Source organism: Aestuariibius insulae, assembly GCF_040783535.2.
GTDB classification, from domain to species: Bacteria; Pseudomonadota; Alphaproteobacteria; order Rhodobacterales; family Rhodobacteraceae; genus Aestuariibius; species Aestuariibius insulae.
In genome coordinates, this window is sequence record NZ_JBFONW020000003.1 from 212,848 (window position 1) to 226,595 (window position 13,748).

The following is a 13,748-nucleotide window of genomic DNA, read 5'->3' on the forward strand; positions in this document are numbered from 1 at the left end:
GGACAAAGCCGCTGTTAGATCTTGTTAGCCGTCGACGTGGCCGTCGCCGTTGAAGCGGTGCGGCCAGCCAGAGACGACATCCGCTGCGGCAACATCGGCCACTTGCACTTGGAGGCTGAGAGCGCGCGAGAAAGTTGCCTTTCGGGGCCTAAAGCTAAAGATCTGTATTTCCAAAGTGCTATTAATTTATACTCTTGGAAAGTTCTAGCGCTGCTCTTGCGGCTGAAGACGTCCGATACTCACTCTCCCGCTTACAGCTTCCTAACGATCTGACCAATCTGCAGGCCTCGGATCCTAACTCTCGTTCTCGATCCTCTCTGTTGACAGCACTGAACAATGCCGGATAAGAGGCTTGGCAACTCAAAACACCAGCCATAACTTCGTAAGGCGCGAGTAAGTCATTTACGTTCCGCCTATTTCGATCCTTTTCCCAAAAATATCAGCGCTACACCAAAAGACAAACTCATTCGATAGGTCGGATTAGCTCACCGATAAAAGAAATTGCTTAAGCATGAGGACCGCCGTCTAGAGGTGGCCTTTGGGAACCCGTACTCTCTACCCCTATGCAAATCGTTCCATTTAGGCCTATCAAACGACGAGATAGATAGGATCGAGGATGAGTCATGCAAATATTTACGTAGCAAAACTCTTTCACGGATCCGACAGCAATTGTCTGCCAACTAGGCACCTCTTTAATCTCCATCCTTACGCCCCCGTCTTTGACAAATAGCGCTCTAAAACGCCCCATCGGATAAATCTCATCCCAGTCCGGCTCAATCGCCCTGCGATGTCTAATCACGCCCGTGCCATTCTTTTTCGGGGGGTACAACAGAGCGATGTCGCCCACCCCATACAAGTTCCGTCGATACAGGATAAATGCTCCACTTCCGTTTGACCGCTGATCAAAATGTCCAGAAGCGACGATGTCATATTGTATCTCGTTTCCATCATCTTCGGGAACGGTAATTGTAGTGGCTAATACCATTTCTCCAGGAGCAATCTTCAAGAGCGGCTGATGATTAAGTCCAATATAACTCCTTTGTAGCGTACGACGAACATATCGGTAGATAAGGATCCGATCCTCATTGGGTTGATAAGCAAAAAAACCATCTTCCGCCTCTGACAACCTATGGATATCGATGCTAGTTGCATCCTTAGGAAACTCGTGCAGACACTCAAGCTCTAGACCTTGATCGGGATCACGTGGGAGCTCATAAAAAGATGCGGGCCGTTCAGGATAAACTGCAACCACGTTGTCCCATTGAAACATCGCGAGCGCATGACCTTCGTATCGGCCTCCAGGTATAATGTCTCTACCAAACGCCAGAGGTGGTACATCAGCAGCCGGTTTGAAAGACCTTAGTTTGTCTGCATGAACAGCCGGTCTGAACCACTTCCGGCCTTCGGGTTCGAAGCCTGACGATAACGGCTCCTCCTGTAAGACGTTGAATGCGTGATCGTAATGAAGTGTAGGTATTTGATTTTTATCCCTATCAAAAATTTTGAGTCGCCCTATCGATTGTGTTGGCTTGCGATAGTCAGGCGCCCGAAAGCCGTCGATACGATTGGACCACCGCGCCTCGAAATCTTCCTCGAGCTTTCTTATCGTAAGCGCTCGCGGAAAACGTTTCGGAAAAAGCCTGGGAATAAATCTAGAAGGATTATGTATCGTCTTCTCCCTATGGTAAATCTCGTGGGCTTCACCATTTTGGTTGAATCGATCTGTGCCGCCATTGCTTTCTAACAGAAAATAGACAGTATACCTCCCTTGACCATTCGGGTCTAGGTGAACGGTGCGGATATTGGTGTCAAATCCGTATGGTTTAAGCCTCTTACTGCGTAGGAGGTTGTAGCATTCATGATTGTCAAGGTGAAGAACTACATGACCGAGATTGTCATTCTCCCCGCCCGCGAAATCACCGATTGCGGTAATTCCTTTTCCCACTGCTGAAGTTACTTTTAGGCCTTTCTTCAAATCGCTATCTCCAGATATCACTGATGCACCAATGCTGGAGATTTTCGTTATAAAGTCCACCGCCTTTTCTAGAATTTCACCCCCATCGTCCACTTCTACAACACCTACGACGATCGTAAGCGCTGTCGGTATACTATGGCCGGACCAGAGCTCGTATTTCTGACCTTGATCTCTAATGTCGCCCGCTTTGACGTTTCGGTGTACGGTAGTCCGATGATGCTCTGGCTTCGTGCCCGGCGCACCAGCTACCATTTCGACGAAAACTTCATCCTTGCTGCTCAGCCACTCGTCTTCTGTATTTTTTGAACAGCGAACCCGCATGTAGCTCAACGTGAAGCGTTCGCGACGCTCGTCAGTATTATCAAGGTCTGTCATAATATTCTGCCTCTCAGCTAACCCATTATAAGAAACCGTAGTTCGATCGTCATATGTCACTATCGGCCTCTGACCGGATGAACCGAGGTTCGGTTGAGCCTGAGTCCGCCTCTGACTATCGCCGTTTACTGAATGGGTTTCTATACTTTTTGGCCATCTCTTACCGATCGTTTTTCTATTGACGACGGTTTCCTCATCGCTTTTGCTTCTTGATTACCTAACTCTGGTGCGTTCTTTTCCCTCCCGCAATCCCCTCCACGGAACGATCGCGGGCACCCGTTCTAGCTCTAGTTCGCAATCCAGCTGAATTAGGTACTGGGCGGGTGCACCCAATAAAGACGCCGAAGTGAGACGGTTTCGCCTTTGCGATAGGTCGTTGTCGGGTTTCGACACACTTGCGAAGGAGCACTTAAGGGTGTGATGAGTACTGCACGGTCGCCATGCATGACTGCGCAGCGTCCTGAAATTTGGGCTCACAGCCGACCTCGGATGCGACGCAGCATCCTGTGATATGGTGGCATCGTCAACGTCGGGTTGTCGTTGTGGGAGGGCATGGCGGATCGGAGGATCAGTCATGGAAACACCAAACTTACCGGCTATTCGTGCGCTTCGCCCGGCTTGGAACAAGGGCCGCATCGTCGGGCAAAAACGACCACTGAAACCAAAACATGTCTGGGCGATCCGGGTTCGACTTGAACTGGCCGAGAACCATCGAGACCTTGCACTCTTCAATATGGCCATCGACAGCAAGCTGCGCGGCTGTGACCTGGTGAAGATGAAAGTCGTCGATGTGATGGCATCAGGTCAGATCAAGGAACGGGCATCGGTGCTACAAAGCAAGACTCAGAAACCTGTGCGATTTGAGATATCCGAAGGCACACGCGCCTCTGTCGAAAAGTGGATGGAAGATGAGCTCATAGTCGGGTCGGAGTTCCTATGGCCGGGTCGGTTCCACGAGCGCCTGCACATCTCGACACGCCAGTATGCGCGGATCGTCCGCGATTGGGTCACGTCGATCGGTCTAGAAGCGAGCGCATATGGCACGCATTCGATGAGGCGAACAAAGGTGACCCAGATCTACAAAAAGACCGGCAACTTGCGGGCGGTTCAGCTTCTGCTCGGTCATACCAAGATGGACAGCACAGTCCGGTACCTGGGCGTCGAACTTGAGGACGCTCTAGCAATCGCCGAGGCCATTGAAATCTAGCGACTTTAGGGTCGTCCTCGCGGACGGCCCATTCCTGCCATTCACCGCACAAGGCCGCGCCGCAGTGCGGCTTCACCGAACCGGCCATTCGCCGCGACCGCGAAATCGGTGACCGGCCCAAAGTCGCTTGCGCGGGACATAGCCGCCATTGATCTGAGGTGTTATGTGTCTGATGAACAAGAATGAAACACATTGACCAAAAGACATTAGAAGAGCTTGAAGGCGAGATTTGGCCTGAGCCTGGCTTCAAGTCTTATCTCACAACAACATGCTACCAGCTAAGGAAAAAGAAACTTGCGGAATTCACTGTAGAAGATCTGCGCATCATGCTCGGGCAATCAATCGGTGCGAGACACTTACTTCCCAAAGCGTTAATAGTTCTGAAAGAAAACCCATTCGCGGACGGTGATTTTTTTGAGGGTGATCTACTAGGTGCCATTTCCCGATACCCAGAAAACATGTTGCTGTTGGACTGCAAAGATAAAGAGATGTTTCGCGATATCTGCAAAACGGTTCTGAGCAGTTGCGACGATCCACTGCCTGAACCTGATCGTACACAAGTCGAAGAACTTGTAGCATATTTGAATGAGCAATTGTCGAAGTAGGGTTGGGCTCATTCGAGACCTTCGCGGCATTTGGTATGAATGTCCGCTCCGCGGAGCTGTCCGGTAACGATACTTCCCAGTTATCGTAACCGAAAATCGAGCTGTCGCGCGAAGCCTAGCCGGTAACGATAATGGGACCCAAAAATTCCAGTTTATCTTGGTTCTCGCCGCGTCCAAAAGCCTCCCGCCGACGCTTAAAGGGACTAACCTTTTCTCCAAACCTGCATCCATTGCCGAGGCGCGCCCCGCGTCGCGCGACTATAGGTGGGGACATCCAGGGGATCGCTCGGAGATTTCACCCACTCGATCTCCTTGCGCAGGAGTCCAAGTCCGGCCATTTGCGCGAGGGCTGCAATGGTGCGGGGATCGGAGCGGTGCAGATTGCCGGCCTGCGCGTCCGATACCCTCGGCGGAGCCAAGTTATCCACGACGAGAAACTTGCCGCTGGATGCGAGGACACGCGCGATTTCCGCGAACACGGTTGCAGGCTGTCCGAGCGAAATTCCGGAGCCAGGCTCGAACCAGAGTTCGTGGGGTCCCTGCACCCAGACAACCCGTTCGACGCTGCCATCAGCCGCATCGAGGGCCTCCCAAGTCGTGTGCGAGTAGCGGGCGTTCGATGCCCGTTCCATGCGCCGTCTCGCCTTCTGTCCGAAGAACGCATCGAGCGGCGTTGGTTGCTGGACGATGAGCTCTCCATCATCAGCGACCAGACGCAAAAGGGCCTCCGTGAGCGCCCCTTTGCCGGGTTCGATTTCCAGAATGGTTTGGCCGAGCGTCAGGTCTCCGGCGGCAAGCAGCGCGGCGCGACGCTCTGCTTCCGCCCTTTGTCCGAAGAGGCGCATCAGCTCCCGCTGAGGAGCGTCATTTCCAGGGTGAGCCAGATGCCCACGGCAAAGACCGGGGCCGCGATCAGGAAGAGCGCCCAGGCAAACGACCGGAACGGGGTGATGCCGAGGGCGTAGAGCGGGAAGTAGAGCAGGCGACTGGCGATCATCGCGACCGCGGCCCAGTAGGTCAGCGCACCGCCGGCGCCGCTGATCTGTTGCACCACGACGAGGGCGATCCAGACCGCGGCGACATCCGACTGGTTGCGCACGGCGCGGAGCATCCGGGCCTGGGCGGGAGGAAGGTCAGGCGGAGCGTCCCGGTTCGAGAGCGCGAATTTGGTGCCGGCCGCCTTGTCGAGATGGAGCTGCTGGATGACGATGGAGAGCCACAGCATGGCGCCTGTCACGAAGACGGAGAGAAGTTCGATAGTCATGGGTTTTGTATCCTTGGTGGTTTGTGAGGGTTAGGCCGACGAGGCCAGATGAGGGGCGAGGAAGCGGCGCAGGGCCACGATCGTATCGGGGCCGTCTTCTTCCAGCAGCCAGTGGCCCGCGTCCGGCACGACATGTCCGGCGACATCTGTGGCGATCAGGCGCATCTGTTCGGCGATCATCGCGCCGAAGCTGCGCTCGCCCCCAATCGCCAGGACAGGCATTTGAAGCGGGTCTGCAAAGAGGGCGTCCGCGGCCTCGGCATCAGCCGGAAAAACAGCGAAATGGCCGAGCGCCGCGCGGAGAGCGCCGGGTTCGCGAAGCGCCGAAATGTAGGCGGCGCGGTCCGGCGCGGGGATGGGATCGCGCCCGTCACCGGCGAACTCGGTCCAGAAACGATCGAGATAGATTTCTTCGCGCCCTTCGATCAGCTTCTCCATGTGAGAACCGTGGGCGTTGAAGTGCCATGCGCGGGGGTCGGCAAGGAGCTGCGACCAGAAACCGACTCCCGGCGGTGTGGCCTCCAGAACCGCAAGTGCGCGTAAATCGGTGCGATTGCGCGCTGCATGCGTGGCGGCGACCATCGCGCCGAGGTCGTGGCCGACAGTGACCGAGGCGGGGCGCGCGACTGCCGTCAAAAGCGCGTCGAACCGTTTGGCGAGATCGGCCTTTGTCGGCGGTGCCACTCCCTCCGGGCGGTCCCGCAGGTGCAGATCAGGGGCGACGACAAACCAGCCGTCCTCCGCCAGAGCCTCCGCCGCTGCGCGCCACATGATGGGGGACTGCGTATGCCCATGGATCAGGAGGGCCACGGGGCCATCTTTGGGCCCGTGGGTCCGGTAGGTCATACACGTACCATCGACACGAGCCTCTTGCGCGTCCCAACTTGTCATGCGGGCTGCACCGTTGCTGCCAATGCCTTCGCCTTGTCGGGATGAACCTTCCCGGTTTCGGCGTAGAGCTTGAGGTCTTCCAGCGTCTCGTCGATGGCCGATTTGAATTGCCGTCGGATGACCCAGCCCATGAGCGCGCCGAAGGGCGCCATCAGGTCGGCTTCGAACTGAAGACCGACCTCGGAGCCACTTCCGGCGGGCCGCACCGTCCAGTGTCCGGTAAGCTTGCGGACGAAGAATGGCATCGCTTTCGCCTGGGCGTCATACGCCAGAACGCGGTTTTCGGTGTCATAAATCCGGATCGTCTCCGTCACCGCACCGATGGACGCAGTGCAGACACGACCGCCCACGGCCGCCGCCGGAAGGGGGGCGACGGCGGCGTTTGGCTCGGACGTCTGCACTGCACGCGCCCAACGTCCAACATCTGCATATTCATCCGCAAGGATGCGCCAGACATCGTCCGGCGCTGCCTTCACGTCGAGATCGCGCTCAATGCGCATTACTCGCCCTCCAGCCCAACCGAGGCGGAGATTTCCAGCTGTTGCATCTGCAGCGTCTCGAGGTTTGCTACACCAGGCAGCGCGCCAAACTCTGGCCAGGTCAGGGCTTCTTCGTTGATGCGATTCATCGCGTCCCGGTCGGTCGAGAAGTTGACCATGGTCCACGTACCGTCAGGACCTTCGGCGACCGAACGGGCGACGAGCGTGCCGTACTGGCCCATTCTTTCGGCGATGGGGGCGAGGGCTTCGGTCACTGCCGCCGCATCCGCGCCGTCCTGTGCATTGAACGTGACGATTTCCATAACGGTCGCCTCTTGCGCGGAAGCGAGGGCGGGTGTCAGCGCCATTGCGGCAGCGAGAACGAGATTGCGAAGGGTCATGATTTTCTCCTTGGGTTGGGTTGATTGGTGATGATGGGAAAGCGGTTGATGGACAAAAGTCTCAGGGCCGCTCGTCGCCGAGATATTCGCCGCCGAAGACATCTGCGGCCGTCTGAAATGTCCGGCGGAGCGTTCCCGTGAGAACCGGGTCGATGATCGGCCCGGTGCCGGACACGGCAGGCTCGTAAAAGGCACGGACAGTCAGGTTCGTCCCGCCATCCTCAGCAGGAGCAAAGTCATAGATCAGTACGATCTCGGAGACGGGCAGGGACATGGTCGAGGCGTCGGCATCAACTGTGTAGGCATAGGCGCGCCCCTCCTCCCAGACGAGGATCGGTTCGTGCAGCTCGCGCCCGTCTTCGAACACGCAGATCCGCACCGAACCCACGCCGATCTCGCCCGGCGTTAAGCTGGTCGCGTTGTCCATTCGAACTTCCACGATGGTGGGGTCGTATAGATCGACCCGTGTCAGTAACTCACGCTGGATTTCATCAGGGGCAGCGTCGAAATGGATCCGCACCGTGCGGCGATGCGTTGCTTCGGTCAGCGCTGCCGCCTCGGTCAAGGTGGGGGAGGGGTCCGCCTGCGCGGTCCCGATGGGCAAGCCGATCCCGATCGCCACGGCAAGCGCCGCGACGGCAATGAGGCGAGGAAACATGGTCATTCTCCCAGTCGCGCCGGGCTGGATCATTCCAGAACGTGCGTTACAAAACAATTATCATTTGATTCTCGCGCCCGCAAGGATAATATAACGCGTGTTATGAAATATTTGTGATCGGCCCGCCTATGCCTCGCCCACGTTCCTTTGACGACGACGCAGTGATCGACGCGGCGATGCTTGCTTTCTGGCGCGGAGGATATGACGGGACGCCGATCGGCGCCTTGGAGGAGGCGACCGGCGTGAAGCGGATCAGTCTCTATAACGCGTGGGGCGACAAGGAGGGGCTCTTCGTCGCCGCGCTCGACCGCTACCATGAGGGTGCGAAGGAAGTGTACGAAGGAACGGTTGCGGGTGGCGGCCTCGATGGCATTCAGCGCCTTTTCCGCGCCATGAGCGCGCCGGCTGAGGAAGATGCTCCGGTGCATTCGGGCTGTCTTATGGTCAACACTGTTCTCGATGTCCGGCGCATGTCCGACCCGGTGAGACGAAAGGTCGAGGGCTACAGGTCCATGATCCAGGACGCTTTCCTGACGGCTTTGCGCAACGCGCGCGACGCCGGTGAGATGGAGGGTGACGATGAAACGCTTGCTGCGCGAGCCGATTTCTTGCTCGCGACGCTTTGGGGACTGTTGGCGCTGATCCGGCAGGAAGGGCGGACGACGGCAGCTGGAGCCGCCGCAGGTATTGCAGCCGAGACCGTGGAGAGCTGGCGCGCCGCCGCCAGTGGGCCCTAACCGCCCGGCTAGGGCGTCGCCAGCACGGCCTGCGCCGTGAGAATGGCGACCACCAATGTCCCCATTGACCCACCCAGAAAGCCTATAAGGCGAACAAATGGCAGACCGGTGTAATAGAACAGGACAAACCACGCGCGACCCGCGACGATTGCCATGGCGGCCAGTTGCGCAGCCGGGCTATTCACTCCGAGAAAGGCGGCCGCTGCGAGCACTGGAACGACATAGGCGGCCGCCTCGACCTGATTGACGTAGGCCCGACCGATGCGCCGTCCAAGCGGGCTGAGCGTTACGGCCGGGCGGTTCGAGGAGAATCCGAAGCCGATCCCCTGGGTCGCATAGGTGTACATGATCTCGATACCGAGGGCGAAGAGGGTGACTGCGCCGAAGCCAAGCAAGGCGGCGGTCATGGAAATGGTCATGGTGTATTCTCCTGTTGGTTGAGGTCTGGAGCGGACGGGCAGGGCGCGCCGCGCCCGTCTGGATTTCGAGCCAAGGATTTTGGTCACGGCAGTCCCGGTCTGCTCAGCCGTCGATGAAGGCGCGCAGCCCCGCGATCACCTCATCCGGCGCGTCCTCCTGGATGTAGTGCCGTGCCTTGGGCAACTCGGTCACTTCAGCCTGTGGCAGCTTCTTTCGCCACGCGTCCAGCACCCCGTTCGGGAAGAACGGGTCCTTCATCCCCCAGAAGATGCGCGCCGGGCCGTCGAACGCATCGAGGAAAGGCCCGGTCTCCGCCTGCATGAGCCGCGCCGAGGGATGGCGCGTATTCGTCGGGATGAGACGGGGGAATGCCATGACTCCCGCGCGATCGACTGTCGATTGGAAAATCCCGGTATAGGCATGGCGGACGGCTCTCCAGGCACTCTTGTCGCCAATTGCGGTTGGCATGGCCATGCGCTCAAAAAAGCCCAAACGGCGTACGAGAAAGTCCCCGACGCCGCGGCTGCGCATCAGCAGCAGCGGCGGCGGGAGCTTTAGCTTTTCGGGGTCCATGCCCTCGACCGGCGGATAGAATCCGAACGTGTTCAATATCACGAGTCGCGATACGCGTTCAGGATGCCGGGCGGCCATGCCAAGCCCGATGGGCCCGCCCCAGTCCTGCATCACCAGCGTGACGTCTCGTAGGTCCAGTGCTTCCACAAGGCCTTCGAGGTTCCGCACGTGGGCGTCGATGCTGTAGGCGTTCTCATCCTCTGGCTTGTCGGACAGGCCGAAGCCGATGTGGTCCGGCGCGATGACGCGATGCGTGTCCGAGAACGCCGTCACGAAGCGGCGGTAGAGAAACGACCAACTGGGATTACCATGGAGCATCAGCAGGACGGGCGCGTCCCGCGGCCCTTCGTCCAGGAAATGCATCGCGCCCATCGGGCTGTCAAAGAAATGGTGAGGGAAGGGGTAGGACTTTGCCAGACCCAGGCGCTTGATGGTGGCTTCGGCGCGCGAGCGCACACCTTGGGATTTTGGCGAATTGATACTCGTTGATTGAGCAGTCATTGGGCCACCTCCACGACGATTTTCCCGAGATGGGCATTCGACGCCATGTGCCGATAGGCGTCCTGGATTTCTTCGAACGGGAACACCTTGTCGATGACGGGCTTGTAGGTCCCGTCCGCAAGCCTGGCATTCAGATGCTCCACTGCGACGGCGCGGCGCTTCGGATGATCCAGCATGGACCAGGCAACGTGGAAGCCCGTCACCCGCAAACCCTTCGCCACCATCGGATAGAATGGCGTCATGGATGGTGCACCCGAGAGCAGACCATAGGCCACCATCGTGGCTTCGAACCCGGCGGCATTGGCCAACGTTTCGCCTGCCTCGCCCTGCACGGCGTCCAGCGCGATGTCAAAGCCCCGGTTAGCCGTGATCTCCATCACGCGCGCTAAGACGTCTTCTTCCTCAGTGACGATCACATGATCCGCCCCCGCGGCCTTAAGGCCTTCGACTTTGTCGCGGGTCCGGGTCGTCGCTATGGAGGTTCCGCCGTGAGCGCGGATGATCTGGAATGCGGCCGTTCCGACGCTGGATGACGCGGCGTTCAGCACGACGGACTGACCCGCGCCTTCAATCAGGCCGCCCGTCTGGACGAGCAGCCCATAGGCGGTCCCGAATGCCATCCAGAACGCCGCCGCATCCGGCCAGCCAACGGCGTCCGGCAAACGCTCCAAGGCCGTTTCAGGGATATTGATGATCTCGCCAAGGACGCCGTAGCCGTTCTGTTTGAAGGCGGGCGTGATGGCGACGCGGTCGCCCGGAGAGACCCGCTTGACGGCGTCGCCGACCGCTAAGACTTCGCCGGCGCCCTCGAAGCCCAGGCGCGAGGGCAGCTCGGGGTCGACCAGGTACTGTCCCGCGACGAAGAGAAGCTCCGCCCGGTTGAGGCCCGCGGCTTTGACCGCGACCTGCACTTCGCCCGGACCCGGCGGCGTCGGGTCGCGGTCCACGATCGTCAGGACTTCCGGCCCGCCCAAAGCGGTGAACTCTACGCTCTTGGTCATGTCAGCCCCCCTGTGGCGCGAATTGGGGGACGACCAAGGCGAACGAACTATCGGTGTCGGTCAACTCGAACCGCCGCTTTAGCAACGGTTGGTAGTCCGGGTCGTCGTACCAGGCCCGCTGCGCGTCGGCCGACGGGAACTTGAGGACTACGGTGATGGTCTTGTCATAGCTCCCTTCAAGCACTTCCGGCGCGGGTGTGGCGACGAGGGTCTCGACCCCATGCTTTGCGTGGTGTGGCTGAAGCGGACCGGCATAGTCGCGCATGAAGGCGTCCATGTCGGTCAAGTCGAGCATGACGATCATGTAGACGGGCGCGTCATTGTGTGTACCGTCCATAACTCAGCCCTCCCCCACGACGTCGCGAAGCCAGTCGGACAGGTTGCGGCCGATGGTCTCGGGCTGATCCTCCTGAAGATAGTGAATGCCCGCGCCGATGAACCGCGTCTGCACGTTGTTCATCACCTGAGGGACAAAGTTGGCGACTTCGGGCGTGATGATGAGACCCGGAGAGGCATAGAGGTAAAGCTTTGGTTGTTCGGACGTGCCGAGCCATGCGGCGATGTCCTGCATCACGGCGACGTTGCCGGCAGGCTCACCCTCGATTGGAATCTCGTTCGGCCAGACCAACACCGGCTGGCGGCTCTCAGGCGTTGGGAAGGGCGCGCGATAGGCGTCCATCTCTGCCTGCGTGAGTTGCCTGATAACCGAGGCCGGCAGCAGCCCTTCCACGAAGCCGTTTTGCTCAAGGATGATCCGCGGTCCCATTTCCGGATCACGGAACCCCTGGAAGGTCGCGCGAACCTGTGGGTCCGCAACAGCGTCCCAGGACGGGATCGGCAAGGCGGGCGGTGCCGCCGCTTCCATCATCGCCACAGCGCGGACATTGTCCGGGTGGTTGGCTGCGTAATACGTTCCCAGTCCGCCGCCCCAATCGTGCAGAACGAGCGTGACGTCCTCCAGTCCAAGCGCGTCGATGAAGCCCTCCACATAGGCGTAATGGTCCTGAAACGTGTACGCGATGTCGGGCTGGTCCGACGCGCCCATTCCGATCAAATCCAGCGCCACCGCACGGTGAGTGTCCGAGACATATGGGATCACGTTGCGCCAGAGGTAGGAGGATGTCGGGTTGCCGTGGATGAAGAGAACGACCGAGCCTTCGCCCTCCTCAACATAGGCCATACGGTGTCCATTCACCTCAACGAACTGGTGCTCGTAGGGAAACTCCGCGGAGATGGCAGGCACAGTGTCTGTGCTTTGGGCAAACACAGGCGCCGTGAACGCGATAAGTGCAGCTGTCGTGGCAGCGATCGCGTATTTCGCTGCGGGAGAGAGAGATTTCATGTTTCTTCCTTTTTTCACTGATTGGTGAATTTACATCAAAAAAACTCAGGCGATGTCCTCAAGCGCCTGATCGACCATGCGTTTGAGCTGCTCCACCGGGCGTCCAGCCCGGCCTAGAATACAAAGGGCGACGTGGGTTCCGAACAGCGCCTCCGCGCGAGACGCGACTTGCGCGTCAGTCAGAGCCAGATCGCCCCGGTTAACGGCACGCCTGAGTGCATTGAAATAGGCGTCCCGAATCCGGTCAAAGTAGGTGTCGATCCGGCTCGCGACATCGGCGTCCGACGCGATCTCCTCCTGTGAGCTGCTGCAGACCAGGCAACCGGTCGGTCCGTCCGGCGTCAACGCAAGCTCAAGAAAGGTTCGAAGCAGCGTCTCGATGTCAGCGACGCCCGCCTCATCGCTTTCAAGTTGCGCGAGGAACCGGCGCCCCGCGAGGGCGGAAAAGTCGTCCAACGCACCTAGGAACATCTGCCTCTTGTCGCCCACACCGTTATAGAGCTGCCGTCGGTTCAGTCCGGTCGCGGATTCGATGTCCGACAGAGACGTCTCTGCATAGCCCTGCGCCCAGAAGACCTTCATCATTGTCTCCTGAAGCGCGAGGGGGTCGTATTCGATCTGACGGGCCATGCAAGTCTTATTTCACCGAACGGTGACGAATGCAACAGGTCATTGCTGTATCATCGCGGCGGGTGCGGGAAGACCTGCAAAACCTACCATCCGCTCGATGTCCATCGTCTCGTTGAGGGCTAGCCAGCGTCCGTCATCGCTCTGCACAAACTCGACGGTGATAATCCCGAAAGTCGTCTCGACCGTGCCGTCCTCGCGGAAGTGGTCGGCGGTCTGAAGCGCAGTGGCGGTCGCGGCACCCTCGGCGCCCATTTCAACCTCGACATTCGAGATATAGTGATAGGCCCCAGTGTAGCCGAACATCGCTGACGTCCGCACGTTCGTCTCTGCCCGCCCGGCGGCGCCTTCGCCTTCAATTGTCTGACCCTGGAAAAGGACCTGAAAGCGATAGTCGGGATGCGCGTAACACGCGTTCCACGTCGCGAGCGCGGCATCGGCCTCGCCGCCGATGGTCAAGTCCATGCCCCGGGCCCAACAGCTCAGCGCGGTCTCCAAAGCGTCCCTGGCAATCATCGTCTCAAAGGCGGCGGACTCGCTGACAAGTTCTTGGGCGGATTGCGCGAGAGACTCAGCTGCCGCCATCGCCGGAACAATGACTAGGGCAGCACCGAAAATCTTCTGTTTGATAGGTAGCATTTTGTTCTCCTTGGGTTTCATAAAGACATGACCGCGTGTTCGCGATCGGGAAG

At 58.9% G+C, this 13,748-nt stretch carries 17 protein-coding genes; 3 read left to right on the top strand and 14 right to left on the bottom strand.

From position 1 onward, the window contains the following. Positions 1-505 precede the first annotated feature (505 nt). Entirely contained in the window at positions 506-2,350 is a 1,845-nt protein-coding gene (locus AAD018_RS10000; protein ID WP_367316669.1) for a hypothetical protein, read from the bottom strand. A 574-nt stretch (positions 2,351-2,924) separates the two neighbouring features. Here AAD018_RS10000 and AAD018_RS10005 point away from each other — a divergent pair. Continuing rightward, entirely contained in the window at positions 2,925-3,557 is a 633-nt protein-coding gene (locus AAD018_RS10005; RefSeq protein ID WP_412005247.1) for a tyrosine-type recombinase/integrase, read from the top strand. Between the two features lie 182 nt (positions 3,558-3,739). Beyond that, positions 3,740-4,162 carry a contact-dependent growth inhibition system immunity protein gene (locus AAD018_RS10010; RefSeq protein ID WP_367315901.1) on the top strand — a complete coding sequence of 141 codons (423 nt, stop codon included), beginning with the start codon at positions 3,740-3,742 and terminating at the stop codon, positions 4,160-4,162. 203 nt (positions 4,163-4,365) lie between these two features. Here the strand turns inward: AAD018_RS10010 and AAD018_RS10015 are convergent, their stop codons facing one another. From AAD018_RS10015 to AAD018_RS10040, 6 genes are all read right to left on the bottom strand, one after another. Continuing rightward, complete coding sequence (locus tag AAD018_RS10015) at positions 4,366-5,007, bottom strand: hypothetical protein (protein WP_367315902.1); 642 nt, start codon at positions 5,005-5,007, stop codon at positions 4,366-4,368. Beyond that, a complete protein-coding gene (locus tag AAD018_RS10020; protein WP_367315903.1) occupies positions 5,007-5,426 on the bottom strand; it encodes an MAPEG family protein in 420 nt (139 codons plus the stop codon). The genes AAD018_RS10015 and AAD018_RS10020 overlap by 1 nt, the downstream gene beginning before the upstream one ends. Positions 5,427-5,456: 30 nt before the next feature. After that, positions 5,457-6,236 carry an alpha/beta fold hydrolase gene (locus tag AAD018_RS10025; protein ID WP_367315904.1) on the bottom strand — a complete coding sequence of 260 codons (780 nt, stop codon included), beginning with the start codon at positions 6,234-6,236 and terminating at the stop codon, positions 5,457-5,459. A 77-nt stretch (positions 6,237-6,313) separates the two neighbouring features. After that, complete coding sequence (locus tag AAD018_RS10030) at positions 6,314-6,817, bottom strand: SRPBCC family protein (protein ID WP_367315905.1); 504 nt, start codon at positions 6,815-6,817, stop codon at positions 6,314-6,316. After that, positions 6,817-7,197: a hypothetical protein gene (locus AAD018_RS10035; protein WP_367315906.1), complete on the bottom strand. Its 381-nt coding sequence runs from the start codon at positions 7,195-7,197 to the stop codon at positions 6,817-6,819. The genes AAD018_RS10030 and AAD018_RS10035 overlap by 1 nt, the downstream gene beginning before the upstream one ends. A 61-nt stretch (positions 7,198-7,258) precedes the next feature. After that, on the bottom strand, positions 7,259-7,855 hold the full coding sequence (locus AAD018_RS10040) for an SRPBCC family protein (RefSeq protein WP_367315907.1): 597 nt from the start codon (positions 7,853-7,855) through the stop codon (positions 7,259-7,261). Positions 7,856-7,983: 128 nt separating this feature from the next. Between AAD018_RS10040 and AAD018_RS10045 the strand changes: the two genes are divergently transcribed. Beyond that, the gene (locus AAD018_RS10045; RefSeq protein ID WP_367315908.1) at positions 7,984-8,592 is read left to right on the top strand and encodes a TetR/AcrR family transcriptional regulator; all 609 of its coding nucleotides are present in this window, start codon (positions 7,984-7,986) and stop codon (positions 8,590-8,592) included. Positions 8,593-8,600: 8 nt separating this feature from the next. On the opposite strand, the gene AAD018_RS10050 is transcribed toward AAD018_RS10045, so the two are convergent. From AAD018_RS10050 to AAD018_RS10080, 7 genes are all read right to left on the bottom strand, one after another. Then, positions 8,601-9,011: an MAPEG family protein gene (locus tag AAD018_RS10050; RefSeq protein WP_367315910.1), complete on the bottom strand. Its 411-nt coding sequence runs from the start codon at positions 9,009-9,011 to the stop codon at positions 8,601-8,603. Between the two features lie 103 nt (positions 9,012-9,114). Next, positions 9,115-10,086, bottom strand: coding sequence for an alpha/beta fold hydrolase (locus AAD018_RS10055; RefSeq protein ID WP_367315912.1), 972 nt, complete (start codon positions 10,084-10,086; stop codon positions 9,115-9,117). Continuing rightward, complete coding sequence (locus AAD018_RS10060; RefSeq protein WP_367315914.1) at positions 10,083-11,087, bottom strand: zinc-dependent alcohol dehydrogenase family protein; 1,005 nt, start codon at positions 11,085-11,087, stop codon at positions 10,083-10,085. The genes AAD018_RS10055 and AAD018_RS10060 overlap by 4 nt, the downstream gene beginning before the upstream one ends. A 1-nt stretch (position 11,088) precedes the next feature. Then, the gene (locus AAD018_RS10065; protein ID WP_367315915.1) at positions 11,089-11,424 is read right to left on the bottom strand and encodes a DUF1330 domain-containing protein; all 336 of its coding nucleotides are present in this window, start codon (positions 11,422-11,424) and stop codon (positions 11,089-11,091) included. Between the two features lie 3 nt (positions 11,425-11,427). Beyond that, positions 11,428-12,429, bottom strand: a complete 1,002-nt coding sequence (locus tag AAD018_RS10070; protein WP_367315916.1) for a haloalkane dehalogenase — start codon at positions 12,427-12,429, stop codon at positions 11,428-11,430. A 45-nt stretch (positions 12,430-12,474) separates the two neighbouring features. Beyond that, a complete protein-coding gene (locus tag AAD018_RS10075; protein WP_367315917.1) occupies positions 12,475-13,059 on the bottom strand; it encodes a TetR/AcrR family transcriptional regulator in 585 nt (194 codons plus the stop codon). Positions 13,060-13,098: 39 nt separating this feature from the next. Further along, positions 13,099-13,695 carry a hypothetical protein gene (locus tag AAD018_RS10080; protein WP_412005248.1) on the bottom strand — a complete coding sequence of 199 codons (597 nt, stop codon included), beginning with the start codon at positions 13,693-13,695 and terminating at the stop codon, positions 13,099-13,101. Positions 13,696-13,748: the final 53 nt, after the last annotated feature.

Excerpts from the sequence above, each read along its gene's own strand:
- AAD018_RS10000 (WP_367316669.1), bottom strand. The coding sequence starts at position 2,350 with ATGACAGACCTTGATAATACTGACGAGCGTCGCGAACGCTTCACGTTG.
- AAD018_RS10005 (WP_412005247.1), top strand. The coding sequence starts at position 2,925 with ATGGAAACACCAAACTTACCGGCTATTCGTGCGCTTCGCCCGGCTTGG.
- AAD018_RS10010 (WP_367315901.1), top strand. The coding sequence starts at position 3,740 with ATGAAACACATTGACCAAAAGACATTAGAAGAGCTTGAAGGCGAGATT.
- AAD018_RS10015 (WP_367315902.1), bottom strand. The coding sequence starts at position 5,007 with ATGCGCCTCTTCGGACAAAGGGCGGAAGCAGAGCGTCGCGCCGCGCTG.
- AAD018_RS10020 (WP_367315903.1), bottom strand. The coding sequence starts at position 5,426 with ATGACTATCGAACTTCTCTCCGTCTTCGTGACAGGCGCCATGCTGTGG.
- AAD018_RS10030 (WP_367315905.1), bottom strand. The coding sequence starts at position 6,817 with ATGCGCATTGAGCGCGATCTCGACGTGAAGGCAGCGCCGGACGATGTC.
- AAD018_RS10035 (WP_367315906.1), bottom strand. The coding sequence starts at position 7,197 with ATGACCCTTCGCAATCTCGTTCTCGCTGCCGCAATGGCGCTGACACCC.
- AAD018_RS10040 (WP_367315907.1), bottom strand. The coding sequence starts at position 7,855 with ATGTTTCCTCGCCTCATTGCCGTCGCGGCGCTTGCCGTGGCGATCGGG.
- AAD018_RS10045 (WP_367315908.1), top strand. The coding sequence starts at position 7,984 with ATGCCTCGCCCACGTTCCTTTGACGACGACGCAGTGATCGACGCGGCG.
- AAD018_RS10050 (WP_367315910.1), bottom strand. The coding sequence starts at position 9,011 with ATGACCATTTCCATGACCGCCGCCTTGCTTGGCTTCGGCGCAGTCACC.
- AAD018_RS10055 (WP_367315912.1), bottom strand. The coding sequence starts at position 10,086 with ATGACTGCTCAATCAACGAGTATCAATTCGCCAAAATCCCAAGGTGTG.
- AAD018_RS10060 (WP_367315914.1), bottom strand. The coding sequence starts at position 11,087 with ATGACCAAGAGCGTAGAGTTCACCGCTTTGGGCGGGCCGGAAGTCCTG.
- AAD018_RS10065 (WP_367315915.1), bottom strand. The coding sequence starts at position 11,424 with ATGGACGGTACACACAATGACGCGCCCGTCTACATGATCGTCATGCTC.
- AAD018_RS10070 (WP_367315916.1), bottom strand. The coding sequence starts at position 12,429 with ATGAAATCTCTCTCTCCCGCAGCGAAATACGCGATCGCTGCCACGACA.
- AAD018_RS10075 (WP_367315917.1), bottom strand. The coding sequence starts at position 13,059 with ATGGCCCGTCAGATCGAATACGACCCCCTCGCGCTTCAGGAGACAATG.
- AAD018_RS10080 (WP_412005248.1), bottom strand. The coding sequence starts at position 13,695 with ATGCTACCTATCAAACAGAAGATTTTCGGTGCTGCCCTAGTCATTGTT.